Source organism: Devosia aquimaris (assembly GCF_020169335.1).
Lineage (GTDB): Bacteria > Pseudomonadota > Alphaproteobacteria > Rhizobiales > Devosiaceae > Devosia > Devosia aquimaris.
In genome coordinates this window covers 189,652-213,860 of record NZ_JAIEZN010000001.1, presented here as the reverse complement: position 1 = coordinate 213,860, position 24,209 = coordinate 189,652, and the positions used below count along the sequence as shown (strand labels likewise).

Below are 24,209 nucleotides of genomic sequence, written 5' to 3'. Positions count from 1 at the left end.
CTCAACCGTCTTGCAGCGCCAGAAAGGCCGCGGCCGCCTGGGTGCGGTGCCGCTGGCGATGCCGCAGCAGGTAGAAGTCCCGCCGTACCGGCGGCGTATGGACGAGGCAGAGCAGCCCTGCCGCTAGATGGGCCCGGGCGACATTGCGCGAGACCAGCGTGGCCCCCAGCCCGGCCTCGACCACGCCGATCACCGCCTCGTTGCCCGGCAGGGCCATGGCGATTTCCGGGGTCACCCCGGCGCGCTGCAGCAGGCCATCAAAGGCAGCGCGCGTGCCCGACCCGGTCTCGCGCACCACCCAGGGCGTGGTGCCCAGATCGTCCGGCGCAATATTGCGCCCGGCCCAGGGGTGACCGGGGGCAACCACCACCACCATTTCGTCATGGTCCAGCAGGTCGCGGCTCAGCGGGTCGCGGTTGACATCGCCTTCCACCAGCCCCAGCTCGGCCCGACCGCTCTCCACCCCGTCGGCTACCTGGTCGGTATTGGCAAAGCCCAGTTCGATCTCGACCTGCGGATAGGCACGGCGAAAGGCCACCAGCCGGCCTGGCAGCCAATGATTGGCAACAGTCTGGCTGGCCATGATCGACAGCCGGCCACGCCGCAGCGCCGACAGGTCATCAAGCGCATTCTCGGCCGCCCGGGCGCTGTCGAGCACGGCGCGGGCTTCGGCCTGGAAAGCCCGTCCGGTATCGTTGAGCAGGATGGCCCGCCCAACCCGGTCGAACAGGCGCACGCCATGGCGGCTCTCCAGGGCCGCAACGGCGGCGCTGACAGCGGACTGGGTCAGATGCAGGCTCTGGGCGGCACGGGTGATGTGCTGCTGTTCGGCGACGGCGAGAAAGATGCGCAACTGCTCAAGGGTCATGCCTGATATTAATCGATTTTGTCGATCAATACTACGATAACGTTCTGTTGGATTGCATGGTCAGTCTGGCGCTATCTGGGCGCAGGAGACGCCCATGACCGTGATCGACACCAGCCCCCATCCCGCCATGCTGCCCCCGCTGGCCGGCAATGCCATCCGGCGCTTTGCTCCCAACTGGTTCGCCGCGACCATGGGCACCGGCGTTGTGGCGCTGGTGCTCGGCCATTTCGGTCAGGTGCCGGCGCTCTATCAGGCCGGCCGGTTGCTCTGGGGCCTCAACATCGGGCTCTTTGCCCTGTTCAGCGTGCTCTATGCGCTGCACTGGCTGCTGCATGCCGAGCAGGCGCGGTGCATTGCCAGCCATACCGTGCTGTCGATGGCCCTGGGCACGATCCCCATGGGCCTGGCGACCATCGCCAATGGTTTTGTGCTGTTCGGGCCTGCGCTGTTGGGGCCTGCGGCGATCAGCATTGCCCATGGCCTCTGGCTGCTCGACTGCGGTCTGGCGATCGCCGCCGGGCTGGGCGTGCCGCTATTGATGTTCACCCGCCAGAGCCATAGCCCGGCGCAGATGACCGGGGTGTGGCTACTGCCGCTGGTGGCCGCGGAAGTGGCCGCGGTCAGCAGCCTGCAACTGGTCACCCATCTGCCGCAGGCCGAACAGGACGGCGTGCTGCTGGCCAGTCTTGCGCTCTGGGCCTGCTCGGTGCCGCTGGCGCTGGGGCTTGTCGTGGTGCTGGTCGTGCGCATGATCGTGCACAGCCTGCCGCCTGCCAGCATGGCGCCAAGCTGCTGGCTGGCCCTTGGCCCGATCGCCACCGGCGCCCTGGGCATGGCGCTGTTCAGCCAGGTCGTGCCGGGCGCCCTGGCCAACACGGCCCTGGCGCCGCTGGCGCAAGCCATGGCCGGGGCCGCCCTTTTGCTGGCCACCCTGCTGTGGGGCTATGGCCTGTGGTGGGTGGGGCTCGCGAGCCTGATCAGCGCCCGCTATTTCGCCACGCCGGTGCCATTCAACCTGGGCTGGTGGGCCTATGTATTTCCGCTGGGCGTGTTCACCCTGGCCACGTGGGCGCTGGCCGATATCTGGGACAGTGGTATCCTCTGGGGCCTGGGCTTCGTGCTGGGGATAGTGGTGGTGGTCACCTGGATGATCGTGGCCCTGCGCAGCATCGGCAGCGCCTGGCACGGCAGCCCGGCAGGTGTTGATGCGGATGCGACCGTGGATCCTGGGTTCGATGATCACGGCAGCGTTCCGGCAAACGCTGTGTCCTCGCAATAGCCGACTGGCGCGCCGGTCACCGTGGCCAGAGCGCAGGCGCCACAGGCGATCAAGTGCGGCACGCAACCGTCACGTTCATCATGGCCCGTGTTGCAAATCCAAGCGAACCGTAGACCCGAATCGCGGCGGTATTGGTCTCAAAGACATGCAGATAGGGGCGCTTCGCCTTGGCACGAATGCGCTCCGCCACAAAGCCCGACAACAGCCTGCCCAGCCCCTGACCTCGCGCATCGGGGTGGACGCAGACGCCGCTCAATTCCACCCACTCCCCCTGACGCAGCCGTTCGCCGGCCATGCCGACCAGTCGGTCCTTCTGCCTTATGCCCCAGAACTCGCCCAGCCGCATGGACCGGGGTGCGAACGGACCGGGGCGCGTCAGCATGGCCAAAGCATACATTTCGGCCTCGTCGGCGGTCCCCAGGCGGACCAACCGATCCTGCTCCGGCATCGGCCAGGCATTGGGCGCCACCATTTGCACGGCGCGGGCTGTCGAGACAGCGGTCAGGCCAGGCGGCAGCACAATGGGTTCACTCTGGACCAGGATGATCTGTTCATCGGGCTCGACCAGGCCTTGCAGGGCCGCCAGGCTGGCTGCACTCTGGTCGGCGGGCGCCGCGAAGGGACTGATGTCGCGCTCGAAGCGCAGCGCGGCTGTTGTGCCCCGCGCCCAGGCAGCCTGCTCGCCGGTTAGGGCCGACCAGATGGGCCGATCAAGCGGGTGCGTCATGGCTCTTGCCCCTGTCCTTCAGTCCAGTCTCCGCCAGCCGATCCTCGATCGTGCTCAACTGCTCCAGCAGCGGCCCGTCCAGATCGACGCAGAGTTCGGCAACGGCGGCAGCCACCTCGGCCCAGACGCCGGCCTTTGATCGCATCACGAGATCGCGCCCGGCCGCCGTCAGGGAGACAACGCGCTGCCGTCCGTCTTCAGCGGAGGTCGCGATGTCCACCATGCCGAGCGCGCACAATTGCAACAGGCTGCGGGTGATGCCGGGCTGGCTGACGCCCAGGGCCTGCGCCATTTCACCAACGGTCAGGGCCCCCAGCCGGTCGATGGCCGCCAAGATGGGGAACTGTGCCGCGGGAACCTCGGTATCGAGGCGCGCCAGGATCTGCTGGGTTCCGGCCTGCAGCCGCTCGCCAATGCGCTTGAAACGGCTGCCCAGGCACAGATAGCCCAGAGCCCGAACCACATCCTCAATGTCGCGCTGTTTTTCCATAACTTGTTATGTAACAGGCCATGATCGTCGCGTCCAGACTGTGCAGCGCCGGAATGAGCATCGGAAACGTCTCGTGCATCGCCTATATTGGCGGCAGGAGAATCGCCCTTGCCCATCCGCCAACTGCCCGAAGATCTGATCAACCGCATCGCCGCCGGCGAGGTGGTGGAGCGCCCTGCCAGCGTGGTCAAGGAATTGGTGGAAAATGCCATCGACGCCGGCGCCTCGCGCATCGTCGTGACCACGGCCGGTGGCGGCAAGACGCTGCTGCGCATCGAAGACGACGGCCATGGCATGGATGCGGCCGACCTCGTGCTCTCGGTCGAGCGCCATGCCACCTCCAAGCTCGCCACCGACGATCTCGACGATATCCGCAGCCTGGGTTTCCGCGGCGAGGCCCTGGCCTCCATCGGCTCGGTGGCCGAGCTGACCATTTCCTCGCGGACAGAGGACGCCGAGTCCGGCCTGCGCATCGTGGTCGATAACGGCCGGCGCATCGGTCCGGTGCCGCAGGCGATGAACCGCGGCACCATTGTCGAGGTCAAGAACCTCTTTGCCCGCATTCCTGCCCGGCTCAAATTCCTCAAGTCCGACCGCTCGGAGGCCGGCGCCGTCACCGATGTGCTCAAGCGCCTCGCCATGGCCAATCCGGCGGTGCATTTCGTGCTCAATGGCAGCGACCGCTCGGCGTCGAACTGGCCAGCGGTCAGCGGCGCGGCCGCCCTGCAGTCGCGCCTGGCGCAGGTGATCGGTGATGATTTCGCGCAGAATGCGGTGACGCTGGCCACAGCCCGGCATGGCGTGGTGGTGGCGGGGCTGGCGGGCCTGCCGACCTATACGCGGGCCAATTCGCTGTCGCAGTTCTACTTCGTCAACGGCCGCTCGGTGCGCGACAAGGTGCTGGTGGGCGCCGTGCGCGCCGCCTATGCCGACTATACCTTCCGCGACCGCTTCCCGGTGGTGGCGCTCTATATCGCCATCGATCCGGCCGAGGTAGACGTCAATGTGCATCCGGCCAAGGCGGAACTGCGCTTCCGCGACGCCGGCGCGGTGCGCAGCGCCGTCATCCGGGCCATAGGCGAAGCGCTGACCGCCGCCGGTTTCAAGGCGTCGACCAGCGTCGCCGAGGGTGTGCTGGGGGCTTTCAGCGCCCCGGCCTATCCGGCACCCGTCGATGTGCCGGGCTCGACCCTGCCCTATCGCGTCCCCGCGCCCGGACCCTATTCCGGCTATGAGCGCAGCCTGCCGGCCGGCAGCGGCAATCCCTTCTCGCCAAGCTTCCGCCAGGGGGCGCTTGATGGCCTCAGCGAGCCCAGCGCCCGCGTCGAGCCCCATGTCGAGGCCAGCCCCGCCGAACTGTCCGAATATCCGCTCGGCACCGCACGGGCGCAGATGTTTGACAATTTCATCATCGCCCAGAATGGCGAGGGCCTCTTGCTGGTCGATCAGCATGCCGCCCATGAGCGTCTTGTCTACGAGCGCTTCAAGGCGCAACTGGCTTCAGGCCCCGTCCCCAGCCAGGCCCAGCTCATTCCGCTGGTGATCGAACTGCCCGAGGAAGATTGCGCGCGCCTCGAAGACGCCGCGTCCGAGCTCGAACGCTTCGGGCTCTACCTCGAGCGCTTCGGCCCCCGCGCCGTGGCGGTACGCGAAACGCCGGCCCTCCTGGGCAATTCCGATATCGACGGGCTGGTGCGCGATGTCGCCGATGGCCTGGCCGAATGGGACTCCATTGCCGCCGTCAACGACCGCATGGAAGCCATCATCGCCCGCATGGCCTGTCACGGGTCGGTGCGCTCCGGCCGTCGACTGCGCGTCGATGAAATGAACGCCCTGCTGCGCGACATGGAGGCCACGCCCCATTCCGGCCAGTGCATCCATGGCCGCCCCACCTATGTCGAACTCAAGCAGAAAGACATCGAGCGACTGTTCGGGCGGAGCCGATAGAACGCTAGAGGCAGGCCCCACCCTGCTCCACGGTGGCGGACGTCAGCAGATCACCCTGATCATACCCAACAACTACAAAAAGCTCACTGCCGCATGCTAGGTCACGTATCCCAGCCGACAGACGGAATCGCTGAACGCTCCGCGCCCCAGAGGGCATCTTCAGATAGGAGGTGTTCCACGCATCGAGGCCAGCCCCCAGCAAGTTACTCGCTACCTGTTCCTTGGGCTCACCGACCTTGAAGAGGTCGGGAACCAAGCTAATATCCGCGTTCCGTCCTGTCATGTTTCGATACTTGTAGAGATAGCGGGTTGTCTCGTTGAGAAGTAGATGCGGCATAAAACTCACGTAGGCGAATAGACCTATCGGCACCACGATCGCCAAGAGCATAGCGGACCCGACGACGATGGCCGCCAGGTCGAAAATGCGCCGCATAACGCCCATAGCGCTCGCCCTTCTGCCCTCTATTGAAACACGCTGGCGCCGCGGTCGGCCACGCCCACGAGGCTCCGGAACCCGGCGAAGAGTTCGCGGCCCATGCCGAAATGCTGGCTGCGCAGGTCCTCGGTGGCCGGGGTGCGGGAGAAGAATTCCTTCTCGTCGCCCAAAAAGGTCAGCGTGCCCAGGTTGGCGTCGAGACGGATCATGTCTCCATCGCGGATCTTGCTGATCGGGCCGCCGTCGACGGCCTCGGGGGTCATGTGGATAGCGGCAGGCACCTTGCCCGAGGCGCCCGACATACGGCCGTCGGTGAGCAGGGCCACCTTGAAGCCGCGGTCCTGCAGCACGCCCAGCGCCGGGGTCAGCTTGTGCAGCTCGGGCATGCCCAGGGCCTTGGGCCCGGAGAAGCGCACCACGGCGATCATGTCGCCGGTCAGTTCGCCGGCCTTGAACGCGGCCTGCAGGCCTTCCTGACCGTGGAAGACACGCGCCGGGGCTTCGATGACGCGGTGCTCGGGCTTGACGGCCGAGACCTTGATCACCGAGCGGCCGAGATTGCCACTCAGCAGCTTGAGGCCGCCGGTTTCCTGGAAGGGTGTCGCCACCTTGGTCAGCACCTTGGGCAGGGCCGATTCCTTGGGCGATGCCTCAAAGGCCAGCTTCTCGTCGATCAGCTTGGCCTCGACGGTGTAGTTGGAGAGGCCATCGCCCCAGACGGTCTTGACGTCCTCGTGCAGATGGCCGCTCTCGAGCAGCTCCTGGATCAGGAAGCCCATGCCGCCGGCAGCGTGGAAATGGTTCACGTCGGCCACGCCATTGGGATAGACGCGGGCCAGCAGCGGCGTTGCGTCGCTCAGATCGCTCATGTCGTCCCAGGTCACCTGCAGCCCGGCTGCGGCGGCGATGGCGATCAGGTGCATGGTGTGGTTGGTGGAGCCGCCCGTGGCGTGCAGGCCCACCAGCCCGTTGACGATGGCCTTTTCGTCGATGATGTGGCCCACCGGCGTATAATTGTTGCCCAGCGCGGTCAGCGACAGCGCGCGCACCGTGGCTTCGCGCGTCAGCGCATCGCGCAGCGGCGTGCCGGGATTGACGAAGCTGGCGCCGGGCAGGTGCAGGCCCATGATTTCCATGAGCATCTGGTTGGAATTGGCGGTGCCATAGAAGGTGCAGGTGCCGGCCGAGTGATAGGACTTGGATTCGGCTTCGAGCAATTCGGCGCGGCCGACCTTGCCCTCCATATAGAGCTGGCGGACCTTGGACTTTTCGTCGTTGGGAATGCCCGAAGGCATGGGCCCGGCGGGCACGAACACGGCCGGCAGATGGCCAAACGTCAGCGCGCCGATCAAGAGGCCCGGCACGATCTTGTCGCAGATGCCCAGATAGACGGCCGCGTCGAACATGTTGTGGCTGAGCGAAATGGCCGTGGCCATGGCGATCACGTCGCGGCTGAACAGGCTCAGGTCCATGCCCGGCTGGCCCTGGGTGACGCCGTCGCACATCGCCGGCACGCCGCCGGCTACCTGGGCGGTGGCGCCGATCTCGCGGGCCGCCTGCTTGATGATGTCGGGATAGAATTGATAGGGCTGATGGGCACTCAGCATGTCGTTGTAGCTGGTGACAATGCCCAGGTTCAGCGTCTTGTTGCCGGCCAGCGCGGCCTTTTCGGCGGGCGAGCAGGCAGCAAAGGCATGGGCAAGATTGCCGCATGACAGCACGGCGCGGTGCACCCCCGCTTCGCGCGCGCCGTCCAGGCGGTTGAGATAATCGCGACGGCTGTCGCGGCTACGGGCCGCAATGCGGTCGGTGACATCCTGAATGGCCTGACGAACAGACATAGGCGAGCTCCTGGTTCTCAGTGGAGCCCTTCGTGGCCAGGGCGGTCAATTGGGGACCGCCGAGGGGACTATGGGCACCAGTAGACGTTCACGGCGTGGCCGGACCGCAGGACGGCACGAATGGGCATGTCCTCGGTGGGACCCTCACCCAGTGCGGTGTCGAGCACGGCGGCCTTTTCCTCCCCTTCGATGTGAAGGTATAGCCCATCCGCCTGGAGGAGGCGCGGAAGGGTAAAGGTGATGCGCGGTTCGCCGGCGCCCGGCGCGCGAATGGAGAGCGTGGGGCCCTCGGCGGTCAATGCCTCGGCCAGCGTGTCGCCGCCGGGAAAGAACGAGGCGGTGTGCCCGTCGCTGCCCATGCCCAGCACAACGGCGGCAAAGGGGCGCGGCAGGTCGGCCAGCAGCGCATTGGTGCGCGCGACGCCGGCGGCGTCCGGTTCGCTGCCGCCCGAATAGAGCGGGAAGAAACGGGCAATGGCGGCCGGTCCCTGCAGCATCTTCTCGTTGACCAGCAGCGCATTGGAGCGGTCATTGGTTTCATCGACCCAGCGCTCGTCGACAAGCGTCACCACGACCTTGGACCAGTCGATGTCTTTGGTCTTGCCCAGCGCCTGGAAGAAGCGCGCCGGGGTCGAACCACCGCTGACGGCAATGGCGGCTTCACCGCGCGTCTCGATCGCCTGGCGAATGCGGTCGGCAACGGCCTCGGCCAATTCCTTGGCCAGAGTCGGCTTGTCGGCAAAGCTGCGGCGCTCGATGGTCATTGTATCTGTTCCAAATTTGTCGGCTCCGGCGCCCCCTCGCCCCTCAGGGGAGAGGGTAGCGGCGCCCGGAGCGCCAGCGACGTGGCAGAGCTGGGGTGAGGGGTGAAGGCCTTTTGGTAGCACTGCAGCGCTGAACCCCTCACCCGGCGCTGCGCGCCGACCTCTCCCCTCAGGGGAGAGGTGGCGACCGTCCGGTCCTTTGTGAGGGGTTGCAGCATGGCCTCAGTTGTCGTCCTCATACCAGGTGCGACCATCGCGCTCGATCAGGGCGATCGAGCCGCTGGGGCCCCAAGTGCCGGCGGTATAGCCCTGCGGCGGTTCGCTCGAGCGGTCCCAGGCCTGGCGGATGGGGTCGACCCACATCCAGGCTGCTTCCAGCTCGTCGCGGCGCATGAACAGCGTCTGGCTGCCGCGGATCACGTCCATCAGCAGGCGCTCATAGGCTTCCGGCGTGCGCTCGGAGAAGGCCTGGGCGAAGCTGAGGTTGAGCGGCACCTCGCGCAGGCGCATGCCGCCCGGGCCGGGGTCCTTGATCATCATCAGCAGCTTGACGCCCTCATTGGGCTGCAGGCGGATGACGAGCTTGTTGGCTTTTGGCGCGCCTTCGGCATGGTCGAAGATCGAGTGCGGAATCGGCTTGAACTGGATGCAGATTTCCGAGACGCGGTTGGCCATGCGCTTGCCGGTGCGGAAATAGAACGGCACGCCGGCCCAGCGCCAGTTTTCGATCTCGGCCTTGAGCGCCACGAAGGTTTCGGTGCGGCTGCCCTTCTTGTCCTCGGGCAGCTCGTCCTGGTAGCTGGCGACCGAAGTGGTCTCCGAGCTCACGCCCTTGTACTGGCCGCGCACGGTGTTCTTGGCCACATCCCCATTGGTGATCGGCTTGAGCGAGCGCAGCACCTTGAGCTTTTCGTCGCGCAGCGCATTGGCGTCGTCGCTGGCCGGGGGCTCCATGGCCACCAGGCACAGCAGCTGCAGCATGTGGTTCTGGATCATGTCGCGCAGCGCGCCGGATTCGTCGTAATAGCCGCGCGTGCCGGCGCCGACGCTCTCGGCCACGGTCAGCTGCACATGGTCGATATGGGCGCTGTTCCAGATCGGCTCGAACAGCGTGTTGGCAAAGCGCAGCGCCAACAGGTTCTGCACCGTCTCTTTGCCCAGGTAGTGGTCGATGCGATAGACCTGATCTTCCTTGAAGATCTTGGCCACGCCATCGTTGATTTCCATCGAGCTGGCCAGGTCATGGCCGAGCGGCTTTTCGATCACCACGCGGGCGTCGCGGCGATAGAGCTTCTTCTTGTGCAGATATTCGGCGATGGGCTCGAACAGATCGGGTGCCACGGCCAGGTAGAAGGCGCGCACGATCTTGGGATCGTCGCGCAGCGCCTTGCCCAGGTCGCCCGAGCCTTCGGGGTTGCTGGCATCGACCGGCACATAGCTGAAGATCTTGACGAAGCGGTCGATCACCGCGGCGTCCTGATATTCCTTTTCGACAAAGGCGGTGATGGCGTCGCGCGCTGCCTTCTGGAAATCGGCATCGCTCAGCTTGGAACGCGAGGCGCCGATGATGCGGCTATTCTCGTCGAACTGGCCATCCTTGAAGCGGTGATACAGAGCCGGGATCAGCTTGCGCTTGGTCAGGTCGCCAGTGGCGCCGAACACCACATAGTCAAAGGGCTGGACGGGAATGATACGGCTGGACACTGGGCAAGTCCCTGTTTGAGGCGGGGTTCAGGCGGAGAAATTCTGTTTGGCGAGGATCACCGCGCCATGCAGGGGTTCGTATTTGGGCAGGGCGACAAAGTCACCATGATGCTTCTGCAAAATGGGAAACAGGCGCTCGCCGAAGCCGCCGACAATGGCCATGACCTTGGCGCCATGGGCCTTGAACCAGCGGGCATAGGTGTCGATGTAGCCCAGCTGGATGTCGAGCATCCTGCGGGCCACCGGATCGTCCTTTTCCAGATATTCGATGAACAGCGGCATGAGCTTGCCGAACTCGGCCGGCGCGCGGCCGATCAGGGCATCGTCGCAGCCTTCCGAGCCGTCGCGGCTGATGATCTTGAGATCCATCTCGGTGGCAAAGGCCCAGCTCATCACGCTCTGGTTGCTGCCGCCCAGCCGCGCCACCACCGCCTTGGTCAGCGGCGAGGCCTCGACCAGGCCGTCCTCGGCCTCGACGGCATAGCGCACCAGTTCGCGCCCCAGGATGGCGCCGCTCATCTGGTCGCCGATATGGAAGCCCCAGCCGCCTGCCTGATGGCGCTTGCCATCGACAATGGACATGGCAGCCGAGCCGGTGCCGACGATGATGACGCCGCCCTCTTCACCACCCAGTGCACCGGCATGGGCAATGTCGATGTCGTCATAGACCTTGACCCCGGCGAAGGGCCAGTCGCGCGCGGCAAAGGCGTCGCGGGCCGAATCCATGCGACCACCGGCCATGCCAAAGCAGGCATAGGTATTGGCGGTTTCCGAGAAATCGAGCCCGGCTTCCTTGAACACGTCGCGCGTGCCGTCAGAAATGGCCTTGAAGGCCGGCTCGCCCGCATCGATCTGCAGATTGGAGCGACCGTTGCGCACTTCAGCGAGCGTTTTGAGATTCTCGTCGGCCAGACGCACGCGGCAATTGGTGCCACCGCCATCAACGCCAAGGTAGTATCTGGTCACGCTCGGATTCTCCGGATCGGAAACAAGGATTCTAGGAGCTGGTTTTGCGGCGGACCATAGTGCGAAAGCCGATAAGACGAAAGTAGGATAAGCCACAAAATGTCCACGCCAATAGGCAGGTTTGCATGGCTTGCCTGCTTGCTGCACAACAGGGGGCGGACAGGGACGGCGGACCCTGTGTTGCCCGCGATCGAAGAGGGAAGAGATCATGACACGACATGTGCTTGTGCTGGGCGGCGCCCGGTCGGGAAAGACAGCCTTTGCCGAGAATCTGGCGCTGCGCGGCAGCAACAAACCGGCCTATCTGGCCACGGCCGAGGCGCTCGACGCCGAGATGCGCGACCGGGTCGCCAGCCACAAGGCAGGCCGCGCCGGGCGCTTCACCACCATCGAGGAGCCGCTGGAGCTTTCGCGCGCCCTCATCAAGGCCGCCCCACACCATGATGTGATCCTGGTCGATTGCCTCACGCTGTGGATCACCAATTTGCTGATCGGCAATCACGACGTCGCCGACCATGTCGAGGCGCTGGGCACCACGCTCGAGCAGATCGAGGATTGCCGCATCATCCTGGTCAGCAATGAAGTGGGCCTCGGGATCGTGCCCGACAATGCCATGGCCCGCACCTTCCGCGACCTGGCCGGCAGTGCCCACCAGCGCCTGGCCGAGCTGTGCGACGACGTCTATTTCGTCGTCGCCGGCCTGCCCATGAGGCTCAAGGGCGAACGGCGGCTGCACCAGGCGTGAGCCAGTTGGCCCAAGAGTCGGCCCACGCTCGCGTTCAGGCTAACCGGCGCGCCACAGCAAGAGCGCCAGCACCGCGCTGACGCCGAGCAGCACATTGAGCGTTGCGCGATAGAGCCCCAGCGCGCGCAGGATGTCGCTGCCGGCCAGCGCGGATTTGCCATCGCCGAAGCTGGGGAGATCGACCATCTCGCCGTCGTAGCTGCGCGGACCACCGAGGCGAAAGCCCAGCGCCCCGGCAAAGCTGGCTTCCGGCCAGCCGGAATTGGGCGAGGCATGCTTGCGCGCATCGCGGCGCGCCATGGCCCAGGCGGCCGACGGGCTGGCATGGGGGGTGATGAAACAGGCCGCCGTGATCAGCACGGCGCTCAACCGCGCCGGGATCCAGTTGGCGAGATCGTCGAGCTTTGCCGCCGCCCAGCCATAGTCGATATAGCGGTCGTTGCGGTGCCCGATCATGGAATCGGCGGTGTTGATGGCCTTGTAGAGCGCGATGCCCGGCAGGCCGAAGATCACCAGCCAGAACCAGGGCGCGACCACGCCATCGCAGGTGCTCTCGGCCAGGGTCTCGATGGCAGCGCGGGACACGCCGGCCTCGTCGAGCGCCTGGGTATCGCGCCCCACGATATGGCTCACCGACTCGCGCCCGGCGTCCAGCGAGGTCCGCAAGGCCAGCGCCACCGCCTGCACAGCCCGGCCCAGTTCCTTTTGCGCGAGGAACGGCGTCGCCAGCAGGATTTCAAAGACAATCCCGCCCGGAAAGGCCCGCACCGCCTGCTGCACCATCACGCTCACCACCAGCACCAGCGCCAACAGCAGGCCATGGGCAACAATGCCGGCCTGGCGCCGCTGCACGGGGCTGCGCGTCGGCGTGTTGAGGCGGGTTTCGAGATAGTCGATCACCTTGCCGAACCACATCACCGGGTGGCCAATGGCCGCCACCAGTTGGGGGGAATAGCCCAGCACACGTTCGAGCAGCAGGGCGAAAGGCGCAATCAGCGCGGTCATGGGTGCGATCTCACCGGTTCGGCGAGCCCGAGCAGGGCATCGATATCAAGATGGGTCTCGAGATGGGCGGCCAGTGCATCGAGCACCGCCTCGATGCCCGCCTCATAGGCCAGATCGGGGCTGGCGACATGGCCCAGCAGCGCCCGGCGGAAGCCATCGGCCGCGAACAGCCCGTGCAAATAGGTGCCGGCGACGCGACCATCGGCGCTGATCGCGCCCTCGGGTACTCCGGACACATGAGCAAAGGGCCGCTGGCGATCGGGTCCCTCGGTCACGCCCATATGCATGTGATAGCCGCTGATCGCCATGCCCGTTGCAACATGGGTCGCCGCCTCGACCCGCAATTGCTTGACCGGCGTCAGCACCGTCGCAACATCGAGCAGGCCTAGGCCTTCCGACACGCCGGGCGCGCCTTCGAGCCCCTCCGGGTCGGCGATGGACTTGCCCAGCATCTGGTAGCCGCCGCAAATGCCCAGCACCTGCCCACCGGCGCGGTGATGGGCCGCGATATCGATGTCCCAGCCATTGGCGCGCAGCGCGGCGAGGTCCCCCCGCGTCGCCTTGGAGCCGGGCAGGATGATGAGATCGGCCTGGCGCGGCATGGCCTCGCCGGGCTGCACCAGCACCACCGTGACGCCCGGTTCGGCGCGCAGCGGATCGAGATCGTCGAAATTGGCGATGCGCGGCAGCTGCGGCACGGCAATCACATAGCCGCCGTCCCGGGCGCCGATACTGCCCTTGAGCCCCAGCACATCCTCGGCTGGCAGGCGCGCCGCATCGGCAAACCACGGCACCGGCCCCAGGCACGGCACGCCCGTGCGCTGCGCCAGAAAGGCGATGCCATCGGCAAACAGGGTTGGATCGCCCTGGAATTTGTTGATGAGACTGGCGCGGATCAGCGCGGCATCGGCGGGGTCGATCACAGCGAACGTGCCGGCAATGGACGCAATCACCCCGCCGCGTTCGATATCACCCACCAGCACCACCGGCACGCCGGCCGCCTGGGCAAAGCCGAAATTGGCAATGTCATTGTGGCGCAGATTGACCTCGGAGGCGCTCCCCGCGCCCTCGACCAGCACGACATCGACCTCGTCCGCCAGCTCGCGAAAGGCCGCCAGCACTTCAGGCATGAGTTGCCCGCGCTCGGCCCAATAGCTGCGCGCACTCATCGAGGCGCGGCGCTGGCCGCGCACCACTACCTGCGAGCCGGTTTCCAGCTCGGGCTTGAGCAGCACGGGGTTCATCGCCGTCACCGGTGCGCGGCGCGCCGCCCGCGCCTGCAGCGCCTGGGCCCGGCCGATCTCGCCGCCATCTTCTGTCACGGCGGCATTGTTGCTCATGTTCTGCGGCTTGAACGGCGCGACGCGGAGCCCGCGATTGGCGAGCGCCCGGCACAGCCCCGCCACCAGCAGGGATTTGCCCACATCCGAGCCAGTGCCCATGAACATCAAAGCGCGTGTCATGGCCTGCTTATGCCGCATCGATCACATGGGCGTAAGAGCCCATGACGCGCCCGATCACCGCGCCCATGTCCGGCAGGGCCTCGCCACGCGCATCGGTGGCGGCAAACAGCGGCTCCAGCCGGCTCTGGCGTGCCGAGGAATAATGGAACTCATGGCCATTGAGCCGCGCCGGCCAGGGCAGATCGCCTGCCTGCAACAGCCGGCGATAGCCGAGCACGCGCTTGGGCCGGTCGATGCGGGTGGTCAGCGGCAAGAGCCCCGTCATGGCGTGGCTCTCTCCCGCCTTGTCGACCAGCGCGTCGCCCAGCACCATGAAGCCCCCGCATTCGCCATAGATCAGCGCACCACGCTCCCGCGCCGCCAGCAGCCCGGTCTTGAACGTCGCGGCATTCGCCAGGGTGGCCCCATGCAGCTCGGGATAGCCGCCGGGCAGAAACACCGCATCGGCGCTGGCGTCCGGCGCCTCGTCGCGCAGCGGCGAAAATGGCGTCACCTGCGCGCCCATGGCCCGCCAGCCATCGAGCAGATGCGGATAGGCAAAGGCAAAGGCATCGTCGCGGGCAATGGCAATATGCTGGCCCAGTGGCGCCAGTGGCGCTGGGCCAGCGGCGCTGTCTCCCAGCGGCATGGCCAGGGCCAAGAGCGCATCGAGGTCAATGAAGCGGCCCGTGGCTCCGGCCGCTTCGTCGAGAAAAGCCTCAAAGGCCCCCACTTCACCTGGCAGCACCAGGCCCAGATGCCGCTCGGGCACCACGAGTGCCGCATTGCGCGGGATGGCGCCCAGACAGGTGATGCCGGTGGCCGCCAGCGCCTCGACCAGCATGCGCTCATGCTTGGCCGACGCGACGCGATTGAGGATCACGCCAGCCACACGCACGCCGGCGCGCCAATGGGCAAACCCGGCCACCAGCGGCGCAATGGATTGGCTCTGCCGGTCGGCATCGACCACAAGCACCACCGGCAGGCCCAGCTTTTCAGCAAGGTCAGCGGTCGAGCCCTGCCCGTCCGCTGCGCCATCAAACAGGCCCATCACGCCCTCGATCAGCAGCAGGTCTGCGCCCGTGGCCTGTGTGCCGGCGAGCTGACGCAGTCGTTCGGGCGCCATCGACCAGGGGTCGAGGTTGACCGCTTCGCGCATTGCCGCACGACCGAGAAAGGCGGGGTCGATATAGTCCGGCCCGGTCTTGGCCGGCGCCACCACCACGCCACGGCGCCGCAAGGCCGCGAGCAGGCCCAGGGTAATCACCGTCTTGCCCGAGCCCGAGCGCGGCGCGCCGATAACCAGGCCCTTAGCCAAACACATGCTCCCGGGCCTGGCCGACATACCAGTCGAGGCTCTCGCGATAGGCGCTCACCGGCCCCAGCACGACAATGGCGGGCGTTGGCACATCGGTCAGCGCGGCGGCTTGGCCCAGTGTGGTCTCGATGACGCGCTGCTGCGGGCTGGCAGCATGGGAGACAATGGCGAGGCGTTCATTCGGGTCCCGCCCGGCGGCCAGCAGCCGACCGGCAATGGCGCCCAGATGCTTGACGGCCATGAACATCACCAGCACAGGCGCTGCCTGGGCCACCGCCGGCCAGTCGACGCCCTGCGGCACGGCGCCGGATTCATCGTGCCCGGTGAGAAACATCACCGCATGATTGGTGTCGCGATGGGTGATGGGAATGCCGGCATAGGCCAGGCCACCCAGCCCGGAGGAAATGCCCGGCACGATGCGGAATTTTATCCCGGCGCGGTGCAATGCCCCGGCCTCCTCGCCGCCGCGACCGAACATATAGGGGTCGCCGCCCTTGAGGCGCAGCACACGCTTGCCGGCCTTGGCCAGGGCAATCAGTTGCAGCGAAATATCGGCCTGCTTGGGCGACGGCTTGCCGCCGCGCTTGCCGGCAAAGATGCGCTCGGCATGGGGCGGCGCCATGGCCAGAAGCTCGGACGAGACCAGCGCGTCATGCACGATCACATCGGCCTGACCGATGCCCGAAAAGGCCAGTAGTGAGACAAGGCCCGGGCCGCCCGGCCCGGCCCCCACCAGCCAGACCGTGCCGGGCTCGAGCTGCGGAAAATCGGCATGGTCGAGCGCAGCGAAATGGCCCTTGCGACGCGGTTTGCGGATCCAGCCAAACATCAGCGCTGCTCCATGAAGCTGGCGGCGCGCACGAGGCCGCGACCTTTGTGCGCTTGTGAGGCCCGGCCCGAACGGGCACAGTTCGCATGGGGAGGCCCGTTGCGACGATGAACATCCTGATCCTGGGCGGCACCGCGGAAGCGCGCGACCTGGCAGAACGCCTGGTGGCGCAGGGCCACGCGGTCACCACGTCGCTGGCCGGACGCACGCAGTCGCCTCTCCTGCCGCCCGGCGAAGTGCGCATCGGCGGCTTCGGCGGCGTTGCTGGCCTCGCGGCGACGCTGCGCGCCGGCGCGGTCGATTGGCTGGTCGATGCCACCCATCCCTATGCCGGGCAGATCTCGCTCAATGCCGTGGCGGCCTCGCGCGAAACCGGCGTGCCCCTGTTGCGCATTCTGCGTCCGGCCTGGACGCCGCCCGATGGCGCCAATTGGACCCATGTCGAAACAACCAGCGAGGCGGCCGCCTGCCTGCCACCAGGCGCCCGCGTGCTGCTCACCACCGGCCATGCCGGGCTCGAGCAGTTCCTTGCGCGCGAAGATTGCCAGTTCATAGTGCGGCTGATCGAGACCCCGGCCCTTGCCATCCCGCCGCACGCGCGCCTGCTGCAGAGCCGCCCACCCTATGGGCTGGCCGACGAGATCGCGCTGATGGATGGCGAGCGAATCACTCATCTGGTCACCAAGAATTCCGGTGGTGGACAGACGGCGGCAAAGCTGGACGCGGCCATGCGGCTGGGGGTCAAGGTCATCATGATTGCGCGCCCCGTCTATGGCCCGGCGATCGAGGTCGACAGTGTCGACGCCGCCGTCGCCCGGCTCAGCGCAGCGGGCTGACCGAAACGCGTCACCGCAAAATCCGGCGCGCAGCGCGCCAGGGCGCAGGTGGCCAGTGCCGACTTGCGCTTGGGCAGCACCAGCGTGCCCGCTTCGGCGGCCACGGCTTCAGCGACGCCGGGCACATCGCCCGACAGATCATCATCGGTCAGCAAACGCAGCGGCACATCGAAATGCGCGGCCAGCGCGGCCAGTTGGGACGCGCCCTGCTTGCGGACATGGGTGGCAATGGCAGTCAGTTGATCAGGCGTCATACCGGCTTCGCTGAGGCACGCGGTGACCAGCGCGACCAGCTCGTCGCTGCGGACAGCCGAGGCGAAGCCGATTCCGGCCACGATCCTGTCGGTGCGGGGCGGCAGTGCCGCAAAATAAGCCGTCATCATCGCCTCTTGGACAAAGAGGCAGGTTCGCTCAAGACCGTTGCAGCTCCGGAGTTGGTCCCCGATTTGGGTCGACCGCACCGAATTCTGTTTCAGTTCCTTCGTGGGAACTCTGCGCATAACCGGTTCTAGGTGCACAGAAGCGCTTGGTCAATCAATGGGTTGGCGCCTATGCGCTGCAGATAAGAATGCTTCTGAAAATGATTTGCAAATTCAAGGACTTGTCGCATCGCGCAACGGCGGCTATGGGCTTTATTTACACCAAGGCAGGACCCGCGCATGACCGCCACCGCAAAACGGACGTTGACCATTGCCGCCGCCAGCCTGGTGGTCAGCGTTGTCGTGCTGGCGCTCAAGATCCTGGCCTGGCGCGTCACCGGCTCGGTGGCGCTGTATTCGGACGCGCTTGAGTCCATCGTCAATGTGGTCACGGCCCTGGTCGCCCTGGTCGCGGTCTGGCTGGCGCAGAAGCCGGCCGATGCCGCCCTGCCCTATGGCTACCACAAGGCCGAGTATTTCTCGGCCGTCATCGTGGGCGTCATGATCATCGTGGCGGCGATCCTGATCGTGCGCGAGGCGGTACTGGGCTTCATGGCGCCCGAACTGCCCGATGCACCCATCCAGGGCATCGCCATCAGCGTGGCGGCCACGGCCATCAATGTGGTCTGGGCCCTGGTGTTGATCCGTTATGGCCGGCGCGTGCGCTCGGTGTCGCTGGAGGCCGATGGCAAGCATCTGATGACCGACGTGGTCTCGACCGGCGGCGTGCTGATCGGCCTGGCGCTGGTCTATCTCACCGGCTGGGCGCCGCTCGATTCGATCCTGGCGGCCTTTGTCGCGCTCAATATCCTGTGGTCGGGCTGGGGCGTCATCCGCGACAGCGTCGGCGGGCTGATGGACGTGGCCGTGCCCAAGGACACGCAGGCGACCATCCGCGAGGTCATCGCCACCAATGCCGAGGGCGCGATCGAAGCCCATGACATCCGCACCCGCCAGGCGGGCCGGATGACCTTCATCGATTTCCATCTGGTCGTGCCCGGCACCATGACGGTCGATGCCGCCCATGCCATCTGCGACGACATCGAGGCCAAGCTGCGCGAGGCGGTGCGCGAGGTGCAGATCACCATCCATGTCGAGCCCGAGAACAAGGCCAAGCATGCCGGCATCGTGGTGGTCTGAGGCGCCTTGCTTCAGCCACCGGGCGCTGGCAGACTCCCCGCCATGCGCGCCCTCGTCCTTATCCTGATCGCCCTCATGTCCGCCCCGGCCCTGGCCCAGGGCTGGCTGCATTATGACAATGCCCGCTTCGGCTTTGGTATTGATATCCCGCCCGGCTTTGCCGGCCAGGGCGAGAGCGACAATGGCGACGGGCAGACCTTCGCCATAGCCGGTAAACCCATCGACCTCCTGGTCTGGGGTGGCAATCTGATGGAGCCGGACTTTGAAAGCGAAGTGGCTGCGGCCATGGGCTACACCGGAGAGGCCGGCTGGAACCTCACCTATCAGGCCAGCACGCCGCGCTGGGCCAGCTTTTCGGGCACCCAGAGTGGCCGCATTCTCTACCAGCGGCTGATCCTGCTCTGCGACGGCACCACCTATGCCGCCTTCCGCATGGAATATTCCACCCGCGACCGCGGGGAGATGGACCCCGCCGTCGACCAAATGGTCGCCTCGCTCAAGGCCGGCGCCTGCTAAAACTCGATACCGGTCTGCGCCTTCACCCCGGCGCGGAAGTGGTGCTTGATCTCGGTCATTTCGGTCACCAGATCAGCGATCTCGATCAACTCGTCCTTGGCATTACGCCCGGTGACGATCACATGGGTACCGGCAGGCTTGTTCCTGAGGAACTCGACCACCTCATCGATCGGCAGATAGTCATAGCGCAGGCAGATGTTGAGCTCGTCGAGCAGCACCATCTTGTAGCTGGGGTCGAGGATCAGGCTCTTGGCCTGCTCCCAGGCCCGCCGCGCTGCCGCCAGGTCGCGCTGGCGATCAGCGACGTCCCAGGTAAAGCCCTCGCCCATGGCGTTGATGGTCACCAGCTCGGGGAACTTGAGCAGCACATCGCGCTCGCCGGTCTCCCAGACGCCCTTGACGAACTGCACCACGCCCACCTTGAAGCCGTGCCCCAGCGCGCGGAACACCATGCCAAAGGCCGCCGTCGACTTGCCCTTGCCCTTGCCGGTGTGGACGATCAGCAGGCCCTTTTCCTGCGTCTTGGTGGCCAGGATCCGGTTGCGCGCCTCGCGCTTCTTTTTCATCTTTTCGGCATGATAGGCGTCGCGCTCGGCCTCGCTCATCAGGTCGGTTTTCTTCAGGGGCTTTTCGGGCAGATCGGTCATGCAAGGCGCTCCGCGTGGGCGATGATGAGGCGCGCCGTTTCGGCGGGCTCGGTCAGTGTGGTGTCGAGGTCGATGCGATTGGGATGCTCGATCCGCAGCAGTGGCTCGGCCTGCCGCTTGCGCCAGGCGCTCTCGACATCGGTGTGCTTGAGCCGTTCAGCGCGTTCGGGCGTGCCAACGCGGGCCGCATGCGCCGCATCCGACGCCGTCAGCAGCACGGGCACGAAGACATTGCCGCGCCGCTCGGCCACGGCCTTGACCTGCTCATAGGCTTCGCGATCCCCCGGATCGCTGTCGAGCAGGCAATTGGTCAGCACGAAGCTGGTGTCGGCCGGCGTCATGGTCTCGATGGCCTTGAACGCCTGGTCGCGGATGACGCCGATCAGGTCCCACACACCCTGCGGCAAGGGCGTTTTACCGTCGGCGCGGATCAGCGAGAAAATGACATTGTTGGCCAGGTGATTGTCGAACAGCCGCGCATCAGTCGCCGCACAGATGGCCCTGGCCGTCGTCAGCTTGCCCACGCCATAGTGGCCGATCAGGTAAATGATGGTGTTGTTCATGTGGCCTCCCCCGCGAGCAGAGCGTAGGCCGAGTTCGAGCGCGGGGTCCACAGCCCGCGCTCACGCGCGTCGTTGAACTTGGCGATCAGCTCGTCATAGCCGTGGGCGTTGCTGGCCTGGATGAAGCCGCGCGTCGCCTCGTCCTCGATGAAGGCCTCGAAGGCCAGGTCGAAGTGATGCGTCTTGACCGCGCCGGTGGTGGCGGCAAAGGCGAACATGAAGTCCACCGTGGCGATGATTTCGAAGGCGCCGCGATAGCCGTGGCGCTTGACCCCGTTGAGCCATTTCGGATTGACCACGCGCGACCGCATGACGTGGCTGATCTCCTCCTCCAGCGTCTTGATCAGCGGCCGCTCGGGGCGCGAATGGTCATTGTGATAGGCCGCCGGCTGGCGCCCGGTCAGCGTCTCGGCTGCCACCGACAGCCCGCCGGCGAATTGGTAGTAATTGTCACTGTCGAGCAGGTCATGCTCGCGATTGTCCTGGTTGTGGATCACCGCATCGATGTCCGACAGCCGGGCAGCAAAGCGGGCGCGTTCGGGCGTGCCATTTGCCCTGGCGCCATAGGCATATTGGCCCCAGTCCAGCGTCTGGGTGGCCAGATCGGCCTTGGATGACCAGGCGCCGCTGTCGATCAGCGCATTGAGCCCGGTGCCATAGCTGCCAGGCTTCGACCCGAAGATGCGATGGCCCGCCGCCAGCCCCGCCGCCTCCTTGTCCTGCCCCTCGGCCATCAGCCCCAGCGCATCGCTGCGCATGCGGGCGGCGATAGGGTTGTCCTCCTCGGGCTCGTCCAGCGCGCCGATGGCGCGGATCGCCCGGTCGAACAGCGCAATCTGCGCCGGAAAGGCATCGCGGAAGAAGCCCGAGATGCGCAGCGTGACGTCGACACGTGGCCGGCCCAGTCTGGGCAGCGGAATGATCTCATAGCCCGAGACGCGCAGCGAGCCCGGGTCCCAGGTCGGCCGCGCGCCGATCAGCGCCAGGGCCTGGGCGATATCGTCGCCGCCGGTGCGCATATTGGCCGTGCCCCAGACCGAAAGCGCCACCGCGCGCAAATGCTGGCCATGGTCCTGCAGATGGCGCAGCACCAGGCTCTCCGCCGATTTCTGCCCCAACTGCCAGGCCGTCGGCGTCGGCACAGCGCGATTGTCGACCGAGTAGAAATTCCGCCCCGTCGGCAGCACGTCGAGCCGCCCGCGCGAGGGCGCCCCCGATGGCCCCGGCGCAATGAACTTGCCGTCCAGCCCATCGATCAGCGCCGCCATTTCCGCCGGGCCGGAGGCCTCCAGGCGCGGCCGGATGATGGCTTCCACCGTTTCCATCACGGCCCGCGTGGCGGTCCAGTCCGGCGGGATCGGCGCGCCATCGACCAGTTGCGCTGCAAGGTGCTCGAGATGTTCCACCACATCGCCCAGCGTGCGCATCACCGCGGTGCCCAGCGCTGGCCCCGTCCACGCCTCGCCCAGCTTTGCCGTCAGCGGGTCGAAACCCAGTTTGAGGTCATCGGCCAGCGCGCGGATCAGCGAGGCCTCGCCGGCCCCCTCGCCGCGCGGCACGCGGGCCAGCGCCACGATGAGATCGCGCTGCAGATCACCCTGCGGCGATTGCCCGAAGACATGCAGCCCGTCGCGGATCTGGGCTTCCTTGAGGTCGCAGAGGAAGTTGTCGATCTTGATCAGCGCCAACGTCTCGTCCTCGGGCAGGCCGATGTCGCGATCGAGCCGGCTGTCCCGGGTGAAATCGAGGATGCGGCGCTTGAGGTCGGCCAGCCGGCGCCGGTCCATGCCCGAGGCGGCGTAATATTCGTCGAGCAGCGCTTCGAGGTCTTTGAGCGGCCCATAAGTCTCGGCCCGCGTCAGCGGCGGCACCAGATGGTCGATGATCACCGCGCCGCTGCGCCGCTTGGCCTGCGTGCCTTCGCCGGGGTCGTTGACGATGAAGGGATAAAGATGCGGCAGCTGGCCCCAGAGCGCATCGGAATAGCTGGCGGCGTCGAGCGCGGTGGCCTTGCCTGGCAGCCATTCGAGCGTGCCATGCTTGCCATTGTGGATCAGCGCATGGGCGCCAAAATCCTGGCGCAGCCACAGATAGGCGGCCAGATAGGCATGCGGCGGCACCAGCGCCGGATCATGATAACTCGCGGTTTCGTCGAGCTGGTAGCCGCGCGCCGGCTGCAGCAACACGGTGACATTGCCAAAGCGCAGCGCCGGCAGATGAAAGCCATCGCCACGCACAAAGGGGTCACCGACCGGATCACCCCAGCGCGCCGTCACCTCGGCCCGGATCTTTTCCGGCAGCGCCGCGAACAGGTCCCGATAGCGCGCCAGCGACAACACCGCCGGCGAGCTGCCGCGCTGCGGCACGGCATTGGTCGGCCCCGCCTGCAGCCGTTCGATCAGTTCCGCCGCCGTCAAACCGCTGAGCGGCGCGTCGTCGGTGACGGCATACCCCGCCTGCCCCAGAGCCTGCAGCATGCGCACCGTGGATTCCGGCGCATCATAGCCCACGCCATTGGCGAGGCGTCCGTCGCGGATCGGGTAATTGGCCAGCACCAGGCCAATGCGGCGCTCGGCGCGCGGGGTGGCGCGCAGGCGGGCCCAGTTGGCGGCCAGTGCCGCCGCCCGCGCAATGCCCGAGGCGTCGGGCGCATAGGCCGTCAGCGGCACCTGGCAGCGCTCGTGCCAGACGGCGTCGGCGCGGTGGCCGACGATCAGCCCGCCGAGGCGGCCATCCACTTCCGGCATCACCAGGAACATCGCCATGTCCTTGGACGACAGGCCCTGGCTGTCGGCCTGCCACTGCGCCGCGGACCGGCCGGACTGGATCAGCTGGATCACCGGCGCGTCCGTGCCCGCAAAGGGATTGGCCTTGGCGTCGAGCCCGTCGATCCCCAGCGCAAAGCCGGTGAGATTGAGAATGGCGGCGGGTCGGACGGCGCCCAGCACCTGCTGCACGAAGCGCACACAGGCCCCCTCCTTGAGCGAGGAGACGAGGACGGGCACCGGCGCCAGGCCCTGATCCAGCAGACCCGAGATCAGCGCTTCAATTGTCGCGGTCCCCGCGCCTTCCAGTGCCGCGCGGTAAAAGAGAATGGGCACATGCGCGGGCGTCTGCCCCATGGGCTGGCAGAGCGCAGCCCTGATGCTGTCGGCATCGGTCACGCCCAGTCCGGGATACCAGAGCCCGAAGCGTGCGAAAGCCTGCGGCTGCAGGTCCTCTAGCCCCTGTCCATCGGCCAGGCGCGCAAACGCCTTGAGAATGGTATCGGCATTGTCCGGCCCGCCGGCGATGAACAGCGCATGCAACCGGCTCCAGTCGTCCGCACTGACGCTGGAGCGCTCCATCAGGATCGGGTCGGGATTGGCGTCGCCGGGGAGCAGCACCAGCGGAATGCGGCGATTGGCGCAGAGCGCCGTCAGCTCATCGACGCCATACTGGAAATAGGCCGCGCCGCCGATCAGCCGCAGCACCACCAGCCTGGCCTGGGCAATTGTCTTTTCCAGCCAGAGATCGACCGAGAGATTGTTGGACAGGCGCAGCGTATTGGCGAGGCGCAGCTCATCCTCGCCCGCCCGGTCGGCCGCGCCCGCCAGCATGGCCAGTTCACTGTCCGCCGAGCTGGCAAACACCAGCGCCCCGGGGCGCTGGTTGAGATCGATCGCCTCGCCCTCCTGCTGGATGGCGCCGGCCTGGGCGGACAGCAGGTGCATGGCGTTTCCTTTGG

At 66.6% G+C, this 24,209-nt stretch carries 22 protein-coding genes; 6 read left to right on the top strand and 16 right to left on the bottom strand.

All coding sequences use genetic code 11. The annotated features are described in order from the left end of the window. Nucleotide 1: 1 nt before the first annotated feature. Entirely contained in the window at nt 2–868 is an 867-nt protein-coding gene (locus K1177_RS01045; protein WP_224701391.1) for a LysR family transcriptional regulator, read from the bottom strand. 94 nt (nt 869–962) lie between these two features. On the opposite strand from K1177_RS01045, the gene K1177_RS01040 reads away from it, so the two are divergent. Continuing rightward, on the top strand, nt 963–2,147 hold the full coding sequence (locus K1177_RS01040; protein ID WP_224701389.1) for an SLAC1 family transporter: 1,185 nt from the start codon (nt 963–965) through the stop codon (nt 2,145–2,147). A 49-nt stretch (nt 2,148–2,196) separates the two neighbouring features. Here K1177_RS01040 and K1177_RS01035 read toward each other — a convergent pair whose 3' ends face one another. Both K1177_RS01035 and K1177_RS01030 read right to left on the bottom strand, forming a co-directional pair. Then, nucleotides 2,197–2,874: a GNAT family N-acetyltransferase gene (locus K1177_RS01035; RefSeq protein ID WP_224701387.1), complete on the bottom strand. Its 678-nt coding sequence runs from the start codon at nt 2,872–2,874 to the stop codon at nt 2,197–2,199. Beyond that, nucleotides 2,858–3,364 (bottom strand): MarR family winged helix-turn-helix transcriptional regulator, encoded by a 507-nt coding sequence (locus tag K1177_RS01030; protein WP_224701385.1) that lies wholly within the window; start codon nt 3,362–3,364, stop codon nt 2,858–2,860. The genes K1177_RS01035 and K1177_RS01030 overlap by 17 nt, the downstream gene beginning before the upstream one ends. 108 nt (nt 3,365–3,472) lie before the next feature. Here K1177_RS01030 and mutL point away from each other — a divergent pair, with 108 nt between their 5' ends. Further along, complete coding sequence (gene mutL, locus K1177_RS01025; RefSeq protein WP_224701383.1) at nt 3,473–5,311, top strand: DNA mismatch repair endonuclease MutL; 1,839 nt, start codon at nt 3,473–3,475, stop codon at nt 5,309–5,311. 4 nt (nt 5,312–5,315) lie between these two features. Here mutL and K1177_RS01020 read toward each other — a convergent pair whose 3' ends face one another. The 5 genes from K1177_RS01020 to K1177_RS01000 all read right to left on the bottom strand — a co-directional run bounded on the left by K1177_RS01020 (nt 5,316) and on the right by K1177_RS01000 (nt 11,022). After that, entirely contained in the window at nt 5,316–5,753 is a 438-nt protein-coding gene (locus tag K1177_RS01020; protein ID WP_224701381.1) for a hypothetical protein, read from the bottom strand. Between the two features lie 20 nt (nt 5,754–5,773). Then, nucleotides 5,774–7,588, bottom strand: a complete 1,815-nt coding sequence (gene edd / locus K1177_RS01015; protein ID WP_224701379.1) for a phosphogluconate dehydratase — start codon at nt 7,586–7,588, stop codon at nt 5,774–5,776. Between the two features lie 68 nt (nt 7,589–7,656). Further along, complete coding sequence (gene pgl, locus K1177_RS01010; protein WP_224701372.1) at nt 7,657–8,352, bottom strand: 6-phosphogluconolactonase; 696 nt, start codon at nt 8,350–8,352, stop codon at nt 7,657–7,659. Nucleotides 8,353–8,574: 222 nt separating this feature from the next. Then, nucleotides 8,575–10,056 carry a glucose-6-phosphate dehydrogenase gene (gene zwf, locus K1177_RS01005; RefSeq protein WP_224701370.1) on the bottom strand — a complete coding sequence of 494 codons (1,482 nt, stop codon included), beginning with the start codon at nt 10,054–10,056 and terminating at the stop codon, nt 8,575–8,577. Nucleotides 10,057–10,083: 27 nt separating this feature from the next. Beyond that, nucleotides 10,084–11,022 (bottom strand): BadF/BadG/BcrA/BcrD ATPase family protein, encoded by a 939-nt coding sequence (locus K1177_RS01000; RefSeq protein WP_224701368.1) that lies wholly within the window; start codon nt 11,020–11,022, stop codon nt 10,084–10,086. 208 nt (nt 11,023–11,230) lie between these two features. Here K1177_RS01000 and cobU point away from each other — a divergent pair, with 208 nt between their 5' ends. Next, nucleotides 11,231–11,767, top strand: a complete 537-nt coding sequence (gene cobU / locus K1177_RS00995) for a bifunctional adenosylcobinamide kinase/adenosylcobinamide-phosphate guanylyltransferase (RefSeq protein WP_224701366.1) — start codon at nt 11,231–11,233, stop codon at nt 11,765–11,767. 39 nt (nt 11,768–11,806) lie between these two features. On the opposite strand, the gene cbiB is transcribed toward cobU, so the two are convergent. Genes cbiB through cobA form a run of 4 tightly spaced genes read right to left on the bottom strand, consistent with a single transcriptional unit; the run spans nt 11,807 to nt 16,361 of the window. Next, nucleotides 11,807–12,772 (bottom strand): adenosylcobinamide-phosphate synthase CbiB, encoded by a 966-nt coding sequence (gene cbiB / locus K1177_RS00990; RefSeq protein ID WP_224701364.1) that lies wholly within the window; start codon nt 12,770–12,772, stop codon nt 11,807–11,809. Beyond that, nucleotides 12,769–14,220 (bottom strand): cobyric acid synthase, encoded by a 1,452-nt coding sequence (locus K1177_RS00985; RefSeq protein WP_396120124.1) that lies wholly within the window; start codon nt 14,218–14,220, stop codon nt 12,769–12,771. The genes cbiB and K1177_RS00985 overlap by 4 nt, the downstream gene beginning before the upstream one ends. A gap of 22 nt (nt 14,221–14,242) precedes the next feature. Next, nucleotides 14,243–15,538, bottom strand: a complete 1,296-nt coding sequence (locus tag K1177_RS00980; RefSeq protein WP_224701360.1) for a cobyrinate a,c-diamide synthase — start codon at nt 15,536–15,538, stop codon at nt 14,243–14,245. After that, nucleotides 15,525–16,361, bottom strand: coding sequence for a uroporphyrinogen-III C-methyltransferase (gene cobA / locus K1177_RS00975; protein ID WP_224701358.1), 837 nt, complete (start codon nt 16,359–16,361; stop codon nt 15,525–15,527). The genes K1177_RS00980 and cobA overlap by 14 nt, the downstream gene beginning before the upstream one ends. 107 nt (nt 16,362–16,468) lie before the next feature. On the opposite strand from cobA, the gene K1177_RS00970 reads away from it, so the two are divergent. Continuing rightward, entirely contained in the window at nt 16,469–17,197 is a 729-nt protein-coding gene (locus tag K1177_RS00970) for a cobalt-precorrin-6A reductase (RefSeq protein WP_224701357.1), read from the top strand. On the opposite strand, the gene K1177_RS00965 is transcribed toward K1177_RS00970, so the two are convergent. Beyond that, nucleotides 17,131–17,577 carry a cobalamin biosynthesis protein gene (locus tag K1177_RS00965; RefSeq protein ID WP_224701356.1) on the bottom strand — a complete coding sequence of 149 codons (447 nt, stop codon included), beginning with the start codon at nt 17,575–17,577 and terminating at the stop codon, nt 17,131–17,133. The two genes, K1177_RS00970 and K1177_RS00965, sit on opposite strands and share 67 nt — an antisense overlap. Nucleotides 17,578–17,856: 279 nt before the next feature. Here K1177_RS00965 and K1177_RS00960 point away from each other — a divergent pair, with 279 nt between their 5' ends. After that, on the top strand, nt 17,857–18,756 hold the full coding sequence (locus K1177_RS00960) for a cation diffusion facilitator family transporter (protein WP_224701355.1): 900 nt from the start codon (nt 17,857–17,859) through the stop codon (nt 18,754–18,756). Nucleotides 18,757–18,798: 42 nt separating this feature from the next. Then, nucleotides 18,799–19,272, top strand: a complete 474-nt coding sequence (locus K1177_RS00955) for a hypothetical protein (protein ID WP_224701354.1) — start codon at nt 18,799–18,801, stop codon at nt 19,270–19,272. On the opposite strand, the gene cobO is transcribed toward K1177_RS00955, so the two are convergent. Genes cobO through cobN form a run of 3 tightly spaced genes read right to left on the bottom strand, consistent with a single transcriptional unit; the run spans nt 19,269 to nt 24,195 of the window. Continuing rightward, nucleotides 19,269–19,919, bottom strand: a complete 651-nt coding sequence (gene cobO, locus K1177_RS00950) for a cob(I)yrinic acid a,c-diamide adenosyltransferase (protein WP_396119130.1) — start codon at nt 19,917–19,919, stop codon at nt 19,269–19,271. The two genes, K1177_RS00955 and cobO, sit on opposite strands and share 4 nt — an antisense overlap. Further along, nucleotides 19,916–20,482, bottom strand: a complete 567-nt coding sequence (locus K1177_RS00945) for a hypothetical protein (protein ID WP_224701353.1) — start codon at nt 20,480–20,482, stop codon at nt 19,916–19,918. Before K1177_RS00945 ends, cobO begins: the two co-directional genes overlap by 4 nt. Further along, nucleotides 20,479–24,195, bottom strand: a complete 3,717-nt coding sequence (gene cobN / locus K1177_RS00940; RefSeq protein ID WP_224701352.1) for a cobaltochelatase subunit CobN — start codon at nt 24,193–24,195, stop codon at nt 20,479–20,481. Before cobN ends, K1177_RS00945 begins: the two co-directional genes overlap by 4 nt. Nucleotides 24,196–24,209 lie beyond the last annotated feature (14 nt).

Coding starts and splice junctions, on each gene's coding strand:
- K1177_RS01030 (WP_224701385.1), bottom strand. CDS start 3,364: ATGGAAAAACAGCGCGACATTGAGGATGTGGTTCGGGCTCTGGGCTAT.
- K1177_RS01035 (WP_224701387.1), bottom strand. CDS start 2,874: ATGACGCACCCGCTTGATCGGCCCATCTGGTCGGCCCTAACCGGCGAG.
- K1177_RS00980 (WP_224701360.1), bottom strand. CDS start 15,538: ATGTGTTTGGCTAAGGGCCTGGTTATCGGCGCGCCGCGCTCGGGCTCG.
- K1177_RS00960 (WP_224701355.1), top strand. CDS start 17,857: ATGACCGCCACCGCAAAACGGACGTTGACCATTGCCGCCGCCAGCCTG.
- cbiB (WP_224701364.1), bottom strand. CDS start 12,772: ATGACCGCGCTGATTGCGCCTTTCGCCCTGCTGCTCGAACGTGTGCTG.
- K1177_RS00985 (WP_396120124.1), bottom strand. CDS start 14,220: ATGTTCATGGGCACTGGCTCGGATGTGGGCAAATCCCTGCTGGTGGCG.
- K1177_RS01020 (WP_224701381.1), bottom strand. CDS start 5,753: ATGGGCGTTATGCGGCGCATTTTCGACCTGGCGGCCATCGTCGTCGGG.
- cobO (WP_396119130.1), bottom strand. CDS start 19,919: ATGACCGATCTGCCCGAAAAGCCCCTGAAGAAAACCGACCTGATGAGC.
- K1177_RS01045 (WP_224701391.1), bottom strand. CDS start 868: ATGACCCTTGAGCAGTTGCGCATCTTTCTCGCCGTCGCCGAACAGCAG.
- K1177_RS00970 (WP_224701357.1), top strand. CDS start 16,469: ATGAACATCCTGATCCTGGGCGGCACCGCGGAAGCGCGCGACCTGGCA.
- cobN (WP_224701352.1), bottom strand. CDS start 24,195: ATGCACCTGCTGTCCGCCCAGGCCGGCGCCATCCAGCAGGAGGGCGAG.
- cobA (WP_224701358.1), bottom strand. CDS start 16,361: ATGTTTGGCTGGATCCGCAAACCGCGTCGCAAGGGCCATTTCGCTGCG.
- K1177_RS01040 (WP_224701389.1), top strand. CDS start 963: ATGACCGTGATCGACACCAGCCCCCATCCCGCCATGCTGCCCCCGCTG.
- K1177_RS00955 (WP_224701354.1), top strand. CDS start 18,799: ATGCGCGCCCTCGTCCTTATCCTGATCGCCCTCATGTCCGCCCCGGCC.
- K1177_RS00965 (WP_224701356.1), bottom strand. CDS start 17,577: ATGACGGCTTATTTTGCGGCACTGCCGCCCCGCACCGACAGGATCGTG.
- cobU (WP_224701366.1), top strand. CDS start 11,231: ATGACACGACATGTGCTTGTGCTGGGCGGCGCCCGGTCGGGAAAGACA.
- K1177_RS00945 (WP_224701353.1), bottom strand. CDS start 20,482: ATGAACAACACCATCATTTACCTGATCGGCCACTATGGCGTGGGCAAG.
- pgl (WP_224701372.1), bottom strand. CDS start 8,352: ATGACCATCGAGCGCCGCAGCTTTGCCGACAAGCCGACTCTGGCCAAG.
- edd (WP_224701379.1), bottom strand. CDS start 7,588: ATGTCTGTTCGTCAGGCCATTCAGGATGTCACCGACCGCATTGCGGCC.